General features: G+C 73.4%; 14 protein-coding genes. 5 read left to right on the top strand and 9 right to left on the bottom strand.

Features of this window, described 5'->3' with window-relative positions:
* Window positions 1–121: 121 nt before the first annotated feature.
* From AB0G08_RS15160 to AB0G08_RS15145, 4 genes are all read right to left on the bottom strand, one after another.
* On the bottom strand, window positions 122–1,153 hold the full coding sequence (locus tag AB0G08_RS15160; RefSeq protein ID WP_358087486.1) for a GntG family PLP-dependent aldolase: 1,032 nt from the start codon (window positions 1,151–1,153) through the stop codon (window positions 122–124).
* A 50-nt stretch (window positions 1,154–1,203) separates the two neighbouring features.
* The gene (locus AB0G08_RS15155; RefSeq protein ID WP_121400510.1) at window positions 1,204–2,610 is read right to left on the bottom strand and encodes a class II 3-deoxy-7-phosphoheptulonate synthase; all 1,407 of its coding nucleotides are present in this window, start codon (window positions 2,608–2,610) and stop codon (window positions 1,204–1,206) included.
* Window positions 2,611–2,697: 87 nt separating this feature from the next.
* Window positions 2,698–3,180, bottom strand: a complete 483-nt coding sequence (locus tag AB0G08_RS15150) for a hypothetical protein (RefSeq protein WP_358087484.1) — start codon at window positions 3,178–3,180, stop codon at window positions 2,698–2,700.
* A gap of 238 nt (window positions 3,181–3,418) precedes the next feature.
* A complete protein-coding gene (locus AB0G08_RS15145; RefSeq protein WP_358087483.1) occupies window positions 3,419–5,044 on the bottom strand; it encodes a glycosyl hydrolase family 18 protein in 1,626 nt (541 codons plus the stop codon).
* Window positions 5,045–5,225: 181 nt separating this feature from the next.
* On the opposite strand from AB0G08_RS15145, the gene AB0G08_RS15140 reads away from it, so the two are divergent.
* Window positions 5,226–5,720 carry a glutathione peroxidase gene (locus AB0G08_RS15140; protein WP_358087481.1) on the top strand — a complete coding sequence of 165 codons (495 nt, stop codon included), beginning with the start codon at window positions 5,226–5,228 and terminating at the stop codon, window positions 5,718–5,720.
* 305 nt (window positions 5,721–6,025) lie between these two features.
* Window positions 6,026–6,457 carry a hypothetical protein gene (locus AB0G08_RS15135; protein ID WP_358087479.1) on the top strand — a complete coding sequence of 144 codons (432 nt, stop codon included), beginning with the start codon at window positions 6,026–6,028 and terminating at the stop codon, window positions 6,455–6,457.
* 10 nt (window positions 6,458–6,467) lie between these two features.
* Here AB0G08_RS15135 and AB0G08_RS15130 read toward each other — a convergent pair whose 3' ends face one another.
* Window positions 6,468–6,908, bottom strand: coding sequence for a DUF4259 domain-containing protein (locus AB0G08_RS15130; RefSeq protein WP_358087477.1), 441 nt, complete (start codon window positions 6,906–6,908; stop codon window positions 6,468–6,470).
* Between the two features lie 97 nt (window positions 6,909–7,005).
* On the opposite strand from AB0G08_RS15130, the gene AB0G08_RS15125 reads away from it, so the two are divergent.
* Together AB0G08_RS15125 and AB0G08_RS15120 are read left to right on the top strand one after the other, a co-directional pair.
* The gene (locus AB0G08_RS15125; protein WP_358087475.1) at window positions 7,006–7,926 is read left to right on the top strand and encodes an NADPH-dependent F420 reductase; all 921 of its coding nucleotides are present in this window, start codon (window positions 7,006–7,008) and stop codon (window positions 7,924–7,926) included.
* Window positions 7,927–7,997: 71 nt separating this feature from the next.
* On the top strand, window positions 7,998–8,945 hold the full coding sequence (locus AB0G08_RS15120) for a threonine/serine dehydratase (RefSeq protein ID WP_358087473.1): 948 nt from the start codon (window positions 7,998–8,000) through the stop codon (window positions 8,943–8,945).
* A 78-nt stretch (window positions 8,946–9,023) separates the two neighbouring features.
* Here the strand turns inward: AB0G08_RS15120 and AB0G08_RS15115 are convergent, their stop codons facing one another.
* Window positions 9,024–9,374 carry a DUF2203 domain-containing protein gene (locus AB0G08_RS15115; protein ID WP_358087471.1) on the bottom strand — a complete coding sequence of 117 codons (351 nt, stop codon included), beginning with the start codon at window positions 9,372–9,374 and terminating at the stop codon, window positions 9,024–9,026.
* A gap of 123 nt (window positions 9,375–9,497) precedes the next feature.
* Here AB0G08_RS15115 and AB0G08_RS15110 point away from each other — a divergent pair, with 123 nt between their 5' ends.
* Window positions 9,498–10,790 carry a DUF1343 domain-containing protein gene (locus AB0G08_RS15110; protein ID WP_358087470.1) on the top strand — a complete coding sequence of 431 codons (1,293 nt, stop codon included), beginning with the start codon at window positions 9,498–9,500 and terminating at the stop codon, window positions 10,788–10,790.
* A gap of 188 nt (window positions 10,791–10,978) precedes the next feature.
* Here the strand turns inward: AB0G08_RS15110 and AB0G08_RS15105 are convergent, their stop codons facing one another.
* The 3 genes from AB0G08_RS15105 to proC form a co-directional block, all read right to left on the bottom strand.
* Entirely contained in the window at window positions 10,979–11,362 is a 384-nt protein-coding gene (locus tag AB0G08_RS15105) for a hypothetical protein (RefSeq protein ID WP_358087468.1), read from the bottom strand.
* A 179-nt stretch (window positions 11,363–11,541) separates the two neighbouring features.
* The gene (locus AB0G08_RS15100) at window positions 11,542–12,000 is read right to left on the bottom strand and encodes a helix-turn-helix domain-containing protein (protein WP_358087466.1); all 459 of its coding nucleotides are present in this window, start codon (window positions 11,998–12,000) and stop codon (window positions 11,542–11,544) included.
* Window positions 12,001–12,178: 178 nt separating this feature from the next.
* Window positions 12,179–12,997 carry a pyrroline-5-carboxylate reductase gene (gene proC, locus AB0G08_RS15095; protein ID WP_358087561.1) on the bottom strand — a complete coding sequence of 273 codons (819 nt, stop codon included), beginning with the start codon at window positions 12,995–12,997 and terminating at the stop codon, window positions 12,179–12,181.
* Window positions 12,998–13,073 lie beyond the last annotated feature (76 nt).

The following is a 13,073-nucleotide window of genomic DNA, read 5'->3' as shown; positions in this document are numbered from 1 at the left end:
CGGCCGCCCGTCGGGGACCGACGCGGGCGCACGCCGCCGGCCGGTCTCTGCCAGCGAATCCCAGGCGACCTCGACCGGCGGGTCCGCGTCCGCCGTGACGCGGGCCCGCCGACGGGGGCGGTCAGCCCCGCAGGATGCGGGTGAGGACCTCGACGGCGCGGTCGATGCCGGCGTCGTCGACGTCCATGTGGGTGACCAGGCGGGCCGTGCGGGGGCCGAGCACCGAGACCAGGACGCCCTCGGCGCGGGCGGCGGCGGCCAGGGCGTGCGCGTCCAGCGGCGCCTTGCTCAGGTCCAGCGGCACCAGGTTGGTCCGGACGGTCGTGGCCAGCACCCCGAACGGGGCGATCGCCTCGGCGAGCCGGGCCGCCCGGGCGTGGTCGGCGGCGAGCCGGTCGACGTGGTGCGCCAGCGCGTACCGGCCGGCGGCGGCCAGGATGCCGGCCTGCCGCATCCCACCACCCATCCGCTTGCGGACGAACCGGGCCCGCTCGATCTTGTCGGCGCTGCCGACGACCAGCGAGCCGACCGGCGCGCCGAGCCCCTTGGAGAGGCAGACCGAGAGGGTGTCGAAGAGGGCGCCGTAGTCGGCCAGCGGCACGCCGTCGGCGACGTGCGCGTGCCAGATCCGGGCGCCGTCGCAGTGCAGCGCGGCCTGCGCGTCGTCGGCGACCCGGCGCAGCTCGCGCAGGGTCGCCAGCGGGATGACCCCGCCGCCGCCGCGGTTGTGGGTCTGCTCGACGGCGATCGCCCGGGTGGGCACCGCCCAGTAGCCGTCCGGGCGGACCATGGCGGCGACCGCGTCCGGGTCGACGTCCGCGCCGACCGCCGGCCAGGTCCGCGAGGAGATGCCGCCGTACGCCGCGGCGGCCCCGATCTCGTACGTCACGATGTGCGCATCGGCGTCGCAGAGCAGCTCGTTGCCCGGCGGCACCACCAGTTGCAGGGCGATCTGGTTGGCCATCGACCCGCTCGGGGCGAACAGCGCCGCCTCGTGTCCGAACAGCGCGGCGACCTCCGCCTCCAGCGCGTTGACGGTCGGGTCCTCGCCGTAGACGTCGTCGCCGACCTCGGCGGCGGCCATCGCTTCCCGCATCCCGGCGGTCGGCCGGGTGACGGTGTCGGAGCGTAGATCGACGGGTGAGTCAGCCACTGTCGTCCCTTCGGCCGCCGACTGCGGGGCTCGCAAGCTCACTCCTCGCGTCAGCCACGGAGCATCTCCGCCACGAGGAAAGCCAGCTCCAGCGACTGTTGGGTGTTCAGTCGCGGGTCGCAGGCGGTCTCGTACCGGCCGGGCAGGTCGAGGTCCTCGATGCCCTGGGCGCCGCCGAGGCACTCGGTGACGTCCTCACCGGTCAGCTCCACGTGCAGGCCGCCGGGGTGGGTCTCCAGGCCCCGGTGCACCTCGAAGTAGCCGAGCACCTCGTCGACGATGCGGTCGAAGTGCCGGGTCTTGTAGCCGTTGGACGACTCGTGCGTGTTGCCGTGCATCGGGTCGCACTGCCAGACCACCTTGGCGCCGGCGGCGGTCACCTTCGCCACGATCGGCGGCAGGGCGTCGCGGACCCGGTGGTTGCCCATCCGGCTGATCAGGGTGAGCCGGCCGGGGACGTTCTCCGGATTGAGCTTCTCGCAGAGCTCGATCGCCTCGTCCGGGGTCGTCGTCGGGCCCAGCTTCACGCCGATCGGGTTGGCGATGCGGGAGATGAAGTCGATGTGCGCCCCGTCGATCTGCCGGGTGCGCTCGCCGATCCACAGGAAGTGCCCGGACAGGCCGTACGCCCGGCGGTCGGAGACCCGGGTCAGCGCCCGGTCGTACTCCAGGGCGAGGGCCTCGTGCGAGCAGTAGAGGGTGACGGTGCGCAGCGCCTCGTCGTCGGTCATCCCGCAGGCCCGGATGAAGGCCAGCGCCCGGTCGATCTCGCGGGCGATCGCCTCGTAGCGCTCACCGGCCGGGGAGTTCTTGACGAAGCCCTTGTTCCAGTCGTGCACGGCGTGCAGATCGGCCAGCCCGCCGGCCAGGTACGCGCGGAGCATGTTCATCGCGGCGGCCGAGTTCGCGTACGCCCGGATCATTCGCTGCGGGTCGGCGGCCCGCGCCTCCGGCGTCGCCTCCAGCGAGTTGATCATGTCGCCGCGGTAGGCGGGCAGGCCGCGCGCGTCGGTCGGCAGCGACCGGGGCTTGGTGTACTGCCCGGCGACCCGGGCCACCTTGACCACCGGCAGCGAGGCGCCGTAGGTGAGCACGATCGCCATCTGGAGCAGGGTGCGGGCGTTGGCCAGCAGGTGGCTCTCGGTGTTGTCGACGAAGGTCTCCGCGCAGTCGCCGCCCTGGAGGAGGAACGCCTTGCCCTCGCACACCAGCGCCAGCCGCTGCCGCAGCTGGTCGACCTCGTAGGGCGCCACCACCGAGGGCACGGTGTCGAGCACCTTGCACACCTCGGCGACGCCCGCCGGGTCCGGCCAGGGCGGGGTCTGCGCGCGCGGCAGCTCCCGCCAGCGGTCGAGGCCAAGGGCCGCGTCCTCGGCGGAGTCGACGGTCGGACGGCTGGTCTGCAGCCCAGGGCTGCCCACCGCGGGATGGCTCAGCTGATGCCACTCATGGCGCATGACAGGAAGCGTACGGCGACCGGCCCGGCGACCGACCGGCGAGGGGGATGGTTCCGGCAGGTGAGAGCGGATTCACCCGGGTGCAGGTCAGGCGGTGGCGGCGGGGGCCGGGGTGTTGCCGCCCGGCGCCTCGGCCGCGATGCACCAGTCGGCGCCGTCGCGGGTGACCGTGAACAGCAGCGGCCGGGTGATCGTGCGGGAGCCGGCGGTGACCGAGATCGACGTGCTCACCTCCTGGCCCCGGGGACCGGGGCGGATGTCGGTGATCTCGGCCTGCGGCACCTTGAAGTGGTCGGCGAAGTCGCCGTTGGGGCCGGTCGCGGCGGCGTCGAAGCTCTCCTGGAGGGCGGCGCAGAGCTGGCTGCGCCCGGCCGCGACGTCCTTGGCGGTCATCGCGTCGAGGTAGGCCTGCACCCGCTCCCGCGACTTCGTGGTGGCCTCCTCGGCCGGGGCCCGCCCGGGTCTGGTCGCCGGGTCCTCCTCCTCGCCGATGCCGCAGCCGAGCAGGGCGAGGGGCAGGGTCCCGAGCAGCGCGGCGCTCGCCGCCAGCCTCCCGCGCGTCGCGCGCATCGCCACCTCCGTCGCCGTGGACATCGAGCCCGTTGAGCGGCGAGTCTGTCACATCGACACATGTCCCCGGACGCCGCCGCGCCCGGACGCGGCGGTCGGCGCGCGACGTGGCCGGGCCCGGACGCCACCAGCGCCCGGGTCGAGGCCGGCCGCGTCCCGCGTCGAGCGGGCACGGCGGGCGGGGAGGGACCGGTGCGTGGTCCCTCCCCGCCGTGTGGGTGGTGCGTCGGCGCTCGGCTCAGCCGAGACCGCCCTTGATGGCGCCGATCAGCTCGCCGTTGCTGGTGTCACCGGAGAGCTCCCAGAAGAAGGCGCCACCGAGGCCCTGGTTGTTCGCGTACGTCATCTTGCCGTTGATCGTGGAGGGGGTGTCGTAGCTCCACCAGTTGCTGCCGCACTTGGCGTACGCCGTACCGGCGATCGTGCCGGTGGCCGGGCAGGTGTTCTTGAGGACCTTGTAGTCCTCGATGCCCTGCTCGTAGGTGCCCGGGGCGGGGCCGGTGGCGGTGCCGCCGGGCGCCGTCTGGGTCACCCCGGTCCAGCCCCGACCGTAGAAGCCGATGCCGAGCAGCAGCTTGTCGGACGGGATGCCCTTGCTCTTGAGCTTCTGGATCGCCGCGTCGGACCAGAAGCCCTGCTGCGGGATGCCGGCGTACGAGGTGAGCGGGGAGTGCGGGGCGGTGGGGCCCTGCGCGTTGAAGGCGCCGAAGTAGTCGTACGTCATCGGCATGATCCAGTTGAGGTGCGCCGCGGCGCCGGCGTAGTCGGTGGCGTCGATCTTGCCGCCGTTGCTGCCGTCCGCCGTGATCGCGGCGGTGACCAGCGCCGACGAGCCGAACTTCGAGCGCAGCGCGCTGACCACGTTCTTGAAGGCGTTCGGGCCGCTGCTGTCGCAGGTCAGGCCGCAGGCGTTCGGGTACTCCCAGTCGACGTCGATGCCGTCGAAGACGTCCGCCCAGCGCGGGTCCTCGACCAGGTTGTGGCAGCTCTCGGCGAACGCGGCCGGGTTCTGCGCGGCCTGGGTGAAGCCGCCGGACCAGGTCCAGCCGCCGAAGGACCAGATCACCTTCAGGTTCGGGTACATCTTCTTGAGCTTGCGCAGCTGGTTGAAGCTGCCGCGCAGCGGCTGGTCCCAGGTGTCGGCGACGCCGTCGACGCTGTCCGCCGCGGTGTAGGCCTTCTCGTAGTCGGCGTAGCTGTCACCGATGGTGCAGCGGCCACCGGTGGTGTTGCCGAAGGCGTACAGGATGTGGGTCAGCTTGGCGGCCGAGCCGCTGGTGTGGATGTTCTTCACGTGGTAGTTGCGGGCGTAGACGCCCCACTGCGCGAAGTAGCCGACGACCTTCTTGCCGCCCGGGCCCGGCGGCGGGGTGGTGGGTGGGGGCGTGGTCGGCGGCGGGGTGGTGGGCGGCGCCGTGGTCGGCGGGGTGGTGGTGGGCGGCGCGGTGGTGGGCGGCGGGGTGCCGCCGCCGCACGGCGCGCCGTTGATCGTGCAGTTCAGCGGCGCCTTGTACGCGCCGGTGCCGTTGTAACCCCAGCTGAACGCGGCGCCCGCCGCGATCGGACCGGCCCAGCTCTTCTTGACCGCGACGTAGTGGTCGCCGGTGCGCGTGACGTCGGCGTCCCAGGAGCTGCTGATGCTGGTGCCCGACGGCAGGTCGAACTCGATGCGCCAGGTGCTCACCGGGGCGCTCGTCCCGTTGGTGATGGTCACCCGCGTCTCGTGACCGGTCCCCCAGTCCTGCGCCTTGGCGAATCCGGCGGTCACGCTGCCGGCGCCGAACGCACTGGCCATCGGGACCGTGGCGGCGGTCACCGCCATCACGGCGCCGACCCAGAGGGCCCGGCGGAGCGATCTCTTCATGCGGCGTCTCCCTAAACAGTTAGGAAACTTTCCAGATTGATGGTGAGACGCTACTCACGCCGTCATCGCTTCGTCAAGATGTGCATGTATCGATTTCCATTGGGAGCGCGCCCGGCCCCGCCGATGCACCCCTCCGGATGGCGGTCGGCGACGGCCCGGCGACGACGCGTAGCCTCGGCCCATGACCGTCTTCGACACCCGGATCGACGCCCTGGCCGGCGGCCCGGCCGACCTCGCGCAGTACCGCGGACGCGCGCTGCTGGTGGTCAACGTCGCCTCGCGCTGCGGCCTCACCCCCCAGTACGCCGGCCTCCAGGCGCTGCACGACGAGTACGCCGACCGCGGCCTGGTGGTGCTCGGCGTGCCCTGCAACCAGTTCGCCGGCCAGGAGCCGGGCAGCGCCGCCGAGATCAGCGAGTTCTGCCAGGTCAATTACGGGGTGAGCTTCCCGCTGACCGAGAAGGTCGACGTGAACGGCCCGGACCGCCACCCGCTCTACGCGACGCTGGTGGGGACCGCCGACGCCGAGGGCCACACCGGCGACGTGCGGTGGAACTTCGAGAAGTTCCTCGTCGCCCCGGACGGCACGGTGACGGCCCGGTTCGCGCCCACCGTCGAGCCCGGCTCGGCCGACCTGCGCGCCGCGATCGAGAAGGTGCTGCCGCCGGCGGCCTGAGCAGCCCGAGCCCGCCCCACGCCGGCCCCCGGCGCGGGGCGACGCGACGCCACCGCGACCGAGCCGGCGATCACACGCACGCCCGGGCGTCCGCGCGGCCGAGCTTCCGGGCATCCGGGCTTCGGGGCGGCCGGGCTTCGGGGCGGCCGGGCTTCGGGGCGGCCGGGCTTCGGGGCGGCCGGGCTTCGGGGCGGCCGATCTTCCAGGAGTCCCGGCGTTCCGGCGTCCGACGCGGACTCCGCCGTGCCGCTGGGTGTCGACCGGACTACGATCGGCGACACCTGGTCCGGGCGAAGGGGGGCGGGATGTTCTTCGCGGTGCAGGGGGCGCTCGCACCGGGCGAGGTTCCGCCCGAGCACCACGTCAGCATCCAGCGCCCGCTCGACGCCGGTCGGGTGGTGCTCGACGCCGCCGTGCCCGACGACGTGCTGCGCGACCATGGCCGCCTGCGCCACCTCCCGCCGGCCCCCGAGCACCTCGACGCCCCCGGGCGGCACCGCTTCGCGCTGGACCACCTGCTCGGCCGGGTCGACCACTCAGCGTCCTACATCCGGATGTCGCCCGAGGACCTGCCGCCGTTCGTCTGGGAGCTCCTCGCGGCGGCCAGGCCGGTGGTGTTCGGCTGGACCGACCCGAGGACCGGCGAACGCGTCGAGCGGGTGGTGGTGGCGGTCCGGCGCGACGGCGATCCGGGCGGCCGGACCGGGCGCGTCCCACCCGGGCCCCGCCGGCCGTGACTCCCGCGCCTCAGCCCCCGACGACGGCGGCCCCGGTCGGGTCGGCCAGCGCGGCCCGGATCGGGGCGAGCGCGGCGGCGAACTCGTCGAGCTCCCCGGCCTCGTCCCAGAGCTCGGCCAGCTCGGAACCGTTGGCGAGCACCCGGTCCAGCGCCCGCAGGGCCAGCGCCGGCAGCTCCGCGGGAAGCGTCAGGCGCCCGCCGGCGGTGAGGAAGTCCGGCGCGTAGACCGAGTCGACCGGCGGGCCGCCGGGGAGGTGCGCGGCGACCACCGCCGACGCCGCCACCGCCCTGGCCCCGGGCCACGAGTCCAGGAAGTCGCCCTCCCGCACCGCCTCGCGCAGCGCCTGCTCCACCAGCAGGGGCCGCCGCTCCGGCGACGCCTCGTCGAGACTGGCGCACCAGTCCGCCGCCGTGTCGTTGTCGAACGGCCCCACCGCCCACGCGCCCATCGCACTCCCCGTTCCGTGTTCGCAAGTGGAGGCAGGCTAGCCGCCGGGTCCGACACCGGCCCCGCCCGCGACGGCGACGCGGGTCGCCCGGCAGGCGGTGTCGTCGAAGCCGTCCCCCGGCGCCCGGGCCGGCAGTACGTTGGGCGGACGGGCGCGTGGGCCGCCCCGCCGCCGGCACCCCGCCTCCCGGCCCGGCACCGTCGGCCCGCCAGCTCACCGACGCCCTACGCCTGTCGGCAGACGGCAGGCGGCAGGCGGCAGGCGGCAGGCGGCAGGCGGCAGGCGGGATTGTCGACCAGACCGGTGGGGAATAGCGTCAGCGCGAACGGAGTTGGGAACCGACATGACAACTGTGGGACTGATCGGCAGTGGACACATCGGCGGCACGGTGGCGCGGCTGGCGGTGGCCGCCGGCTACGACGTCGTGCTCAGCAACTCGCGCGGCCCGGAGACCCTCAAGGACCTCGTCGAGGAGCTGGGCCCGCAGGCCCGGGCTGCCACGGTCCGGGAGGCCGCGGAGGCCGGCGACCTGGTGGTCGTCACCATCCCGCTGAAGGCGTACCGGGACGTGCCGGTCGAGCCGCTCGCCGGCAAGCTGGTGCTCGACACCAACAACTACTACCCGGAGCGGGACGGCCGGTTCCCCGAGCTCGACTCGGGCTCCACCACCAGCAGCGAACTGCTCCAGCGGCACCTGCCGCAGTCGCGGGTGGTCAAGGTGTTCAACAACATCTTCTTCAAGCACCTGCACGAACTGGCCCGGCCGACCGGTGCCGACGACCGCAGCGCGCTGCCCATCGCTGGCGACGACGCGGGCGCGAAGGCGGAGGCCACGGCATTCCTCGACCGGATCGGCTACGACGCCGTGGACGCCGGGACGCTGGCCGAGAGCTGGCGCTTCCAGCCGGACACCCCGGCGTACGGGACCATCTACTCGGCCGACCCGGCGAACTGGGAGCGCGAGGCGCCGGCCGACGCCGCCAGGGTGCGCGCCGCCCTGGCCGAAGCCACCCGCTGACCGGCCGCACCACGGTCCGGCCGGTCGCACCACGGGCGGTGCGACCGGCCGGGCCGGGCTAGGCTGCGACCGTGCAGCTCACCACCGTGGACGACGTCATCGCGGCCGAGAAGCGCATTGAGGGGCGGGTCGCCCGCACGCCACTGCTGCCCTGCCCCCGCCTCGGCGACCCGTTCGGGCTCGACCTCGCGGTGAAGGCGGAGAACCTCCAGCACACCGGCAGCTTCAAGGTGCGGGGCGCGCTGAACGCGCTGCTCGCCCGCGTCGAACGGGAGGGGGCGCCCGCCGGGCTGACCGCCTTCTCCGCCGGCAACCACGCGACGGCCGTGGCCTTCGCCGGCAGCGCCTTCGGCCTGCCGACCGTCGTCTGCATGCCACCGCACGCGGTGCCGACCAAGATCGAGGCGGTCCGGCGGTACGGCGGTGAGGTCGTCCTCACCGACGACCTGCTGGGCACCTGCCAGGCCCTCGCGGCGGAGCGCGGCTACCACCTCCTGCACCCGTTCGACGAGCCGGACGTCATCGCCGGCCAGGCCACCGTCGGCAGGGAGATCCTGGCCGACGGCCCGCCGCCGGAGCTGGTCCTCGTGCCGATGGGCGGCGGCGGGCTGATCAGCGGGGTGGCGGCGGCCGTCCGGGCGGCCGTCCCGACCGCCCGCGTCGTCGGGGTCGAGCCGCTCACCGCCAACGCGGTGGGCCATGCGCTGCGCACCGGCGGCGACGCCCTCGCGGTACGGCCGACGTCGATCGCCGACGGGTTGGCGGCCCCGTTCGCCGGGCGGCACACCCTGGCGCACGTGCGCGCACTGGTGGACGACGTGGTCGAGGTGTCCGAGGAGGACATCCGGGCCGCCTGGTGGGAGCTGCTGGACGCGACGAAACTCCTGGTCGAGCCGTCCGCCGCCGTCACCCTCGCCGCGTTGCGGGCCGGCCTGGTCGACGCCGCGCCGGGCACCCGTACCGTGCTGGTCCTCAGCGGCGGCAACGTCTCCCCGGCCACGCTCGCGTCCCTGGCCTGAGCAGCACCGGCGGGGCCTGTCCGCTCCCCCGTCACCGGCCCGGGCAGGGCGGCGGCCGGCCGGTCCCGCCGCGCCGGATCAGACCGGGCGACGGCCGGCGAAGCCGCACTCCACCCGGTGGTACCAGCGCACGTCCGTGTCCCCCTCCAGCCAGCACCAGAGCACCGGCCGGCCGTCCCGCTCGCCGGGGAAGTCGAGCAGCACCGGCGCGATGCCCTTGACCTGGATGTCGTGGGAGTGCAGCTCCTCGACGAGGGCGTGCAGCCGCGCCTCCAGCCCCTTGACCTCCGCCAGTCCGCCGAGCGGGCTGTTGCCCCGGGCGGCCAGGTCGACGCGCAGCTCGGCCAGGTCGGCCCGCAGCCGGATCAGCTCGTCGACGCGTGGGCGCAGGGTGGCGATCAGGTGGCGGGCCTGGGCGAGGGTGAACACCGGGCCAGTATGGAGCACACGACGGCCCCGCCACGCCCGGCCGGAGCCGGGTTTGTAGCTAACCTTCCTTGACGGGGCATCCACGTGTAGCTAAGTTTCGACCAAACCGACGGGAGGGTCGACATGGAGCGAAGGAAGTTCCTGGCCGGAGCGGGTGCGGTGACCGCGGGCGCGATCGCGGCGACGGCACCCGGCGCGGCCGGCCACGCCGCGCCCGGCATCCGCCACGTGGAGACCGGCCTCGACGTGCTCGTCCGATCCGGCTTCGCCGACCTCGCGGGTCAGCGGGTGGGCGTGATCTCGAACCCCACCGGCGTGGACTCGGCCTACCGGCACCTGGTCGACCTGATGCACGCCTCCGGCGCGGTGCGGCTGGCCGCCGCGTTCGGCCCCGAGCACGGCTTCCGCGGCTCGGCCCAGGCCGGGGGCAGCGAGGGCACCGGCGTCGACGCCCGCACCGGAATCACCGTCTACGACGCGTACGGCGCCTCGCAGGCCAAGTGGGAGACCATGTTCACCCAGGCCGGCGTCGACACCGTCGTCTTCGACATCCAGGACGTCGGCGCCCGCTTCTACACGTACATCTGGACCATGTACACCTCCATGATGGCCGCCGCCCGCGTCGGCAAGCGGTACGTGGTGCTGGACCGGCCGAACCCCGTCGGTGGCCGGGCCTACGGGCCGATGATGACCGCCGGCTACACCTCCGGCGTGGGCCTCAAGGAGATCGTCCAGCAGCACGGCATGACCGTCGGCGAGCTGGCCCGGTTCTTCAACGCGGAGTTCCTGCCCGCCGAGGCCGGCCGCCAGGTCGACCTGCACGTCGTGAAGTGCCGGCACTGGAAGCGCGACAAGCTGGCCGCCGACACCGACCTGCCCTGGGTGATGCCCAGCCCGAACATGCCCACCGCGGAGACCGCGCTGGTCTACCCCGGCACCGGCCTGTTCGAGGGCGTCGCCTCGATCACCGAGGGCCGGGGCACCTGCCGGCCGTTCGAGCTGATCGGCGGCCTGGCCGCCGACTTCGACTACCACTGGTCCGACCGGCTCAACGCCCGCGAGCTGCCCGGCGTCGAGTTCCGCGAGGCGTACTTCACGCCGACGTCCGCCGGCCAGAAGCCCGCCCTGCTCAACAAGCTCTGCGCCGGGGTCGAGGTGAAGGTCGTCGACCGGGCGACGTACGACCCGATCCGCACGGCGGTCGCGATGCTGGTGGAGGCGCACAAGTACCCGGCGTTCGCGTGGCGGCGCGACTCCTGGGACGCCGTGCGGCCGTACTGGATCGACAAGCTGACCGGCTCGCCGCGGCTGCGCACGATGATCGACGCGGGCGCCGACGTGGACGACGTGGTCGGCGCCTGGGCCGACGAGCTGGCGGACTTCAACCGTCGACGCGAGCCCCACCTGCTCTACTGATGAGCTCACCGGCCAAGGCGCCGACCCGGGCGAGGAGGCTGGCCGGGTCGGCGTCGAGGTCGAGCGCACGGCAGACGATCTCGATCCCGCCTCGACAGACCCCCGGCAAGCACCGGTTCGGCCAGCCGGAGCGCGGGGCGCAGCCGCTCGTTGAGCCGGAGCCACGGATACTCGGCGTTGGCAGGCAGCTACCGGCCGCCTGCGATTCCAAGAGAGACCCGGTGGGCGAACCGGATCGCCCGGCATCCGGCGAGGCCACTCAGGACATCGTCGATGGTGAGCTGTGGGCGCCCGCCCCTGCCGGTTGCCTCCGCCTGGTCCGCAATGATGTCCGCGATCCGGCTCGGCGACTCATCCAACAGCGTGCAGAGGAAGTCGTCCGGGTGCAGCACCTCGATGGCGTACGGAGCAAGCGCATGGTCAGGAAAGTCACGAAGGTTGGCCGTGACGATCGCCTCCGCGTCGGCTGCGACGGCGGCGGCGAGCACGTGACGATCCTTGGGGTGGTTGGTCATCTCGTTGATGAGGTGCTCGTACCCGGAGACCATCGCTTCCGGGAAGTGCTCCCGCATGACCTCGACCCTGCGTTCGGCCTTGGCGCCAAGAACCGACGGCGGAAGGTTGCGACGCAGCTCATCAAGGATCGTGCGAGTTCAGACCGGGCGGTACAGGTCCTGCTCGGCGCAGCGCAGCAGGGTGTCGGCAAGCACGCTCGGTACGAGTACGCAGGCGTCCAGCACGGCAACGATCATCAGCGGCCGTCACGCGCCGGCTCATCGGATGACGGCTGGCGGCCACGCCGGATCGCGTCGTCGTAGACGCCCATGTCGATCGCGTCGGCGGTCAGCTCGTCCAGCGCCTCACGGCGCGCCCTCGATCGCCGCTCCTTGTAAGCCAGCACGTCATGCAGTGCGACTCGGCGGCTGGAGTTGGGGCGGGTGTAGGGCAGCAGGCCGTCGTTCATCAGCTTGACCACCGTAGGCCTGGTCACGCCGAGGATCGCGGCGGCCTCTCCCGTCGACAGTTCGACGTTCTCCGGCATGACTCGGACCGGCCGCCCGCGCCCCAGGATCGACACCACTTCGGCGAGGGCATCGCCCACCACGGGCGGCACGTCGACCGGCTCGCCTCCGTCGACGATGAGCTGCAGTCGCCGTCCCCGCAGCGATCGCCGGGCGAAACGCCTCAGCTCCTCACCATCGGGTTCCACCCCACCTGCGGGTACCACCGTCACAAGGTCCTCCGAGCGTGTCGATCCCGTTCACCCACGATACGCGCTGAAACGAAAAAAACGATAGCGACAGACACCTCGTGGCCGAGATGCGTGGCCTCGTGCTCAGTGGTCGGGTCCGACGTCACCGATCGCGTCCACGTACGGCGGGGAAGAGTCAGTCGGCCTGGGCCGCCAGCTCGCGGGCCCGGTCCCGGGCCGCCTCCAGCGCGGCGAGCAGCGCCGCCCGTACGCCGTGCTTCTCCAGCTCGCGCACGGCGGAGATGGTGGTGCCGGCCGGCGAGGTGACCGCCTCGCGCAGCTTCACCGGGTGCTCGCCGGAGTCGCGCAGCATGACGGCGGAGCCGATCGCGGTCTGCACGATCAGCTCGTGCGCGACCTGCCGGGGCAGGCCGAGCAGGATGCCGGCGTCGATCATCGCCTCGACCAGCAGGTAGAAGTACGCCGGCCCGGAGCCGGAGAGCGCGGTCACCGCGTCCTGCTGGGACTCGGGCACCCGGACGGTCGACCCCAGCGGCTTGAACATCTCCTCGGCCAGCGCGAGGTGCGTGCCGGTGGCGTGCGCGCCTGCGGAGATCGCCGTCATCGCCTGGTCGACCAGGGCCGGGGTGTTGGTCATCACCCGCACCACGGGCGTGCCCTCGGGCAGCCGGCGGTTGAAGAAGCTGGTCGGCAGGCCGGCGCAGAGGGAGATGACCAGCTTGTCGGCGGGCACCTTCGGCCCGATCTCCTCCAGCAGCGTCGCCGCGTCCTGCGGCTTGACCGAGACGGCGAGCACCTCCGCCTCGGCCACCGCCGTGAGGTTGTCGACCACCCGGACGCCGTACCGGGCGGTCAGCTCCTCGGCGCGGGCGGGCCGGCGGGCGGTGGCCAGCAGCCGGTCCACCGGCCAGCCCGACCGCAGCAGCCCGGAGAGCATCAGCTCACCGATCTTGCCGGCCCCGATGACCGCGACCGTGTGCACCGAACCCGCCATCGCCGTCGTACCCCCTCGCCGTGAGTCGGCGTCGCGGCGGGCCGGGCGGGGGCCCGGCCGCCCGCGCAGCCGGGCG

Origin of the sequence: Micromonospora sp. NPDC023644 (assembly GCF_040640115.1) — a bacterium.
GTDB lineage: Bacteria > Actinomycetota > Actinomycetes > Mycobacteriales > Micromonosporaceae > Micromonospora.
The sequence above is the reverse complement of the archived record's forward strand: the minus strand, read 5'-3'. Positions and strand labels throughout refer to the sequence as shown.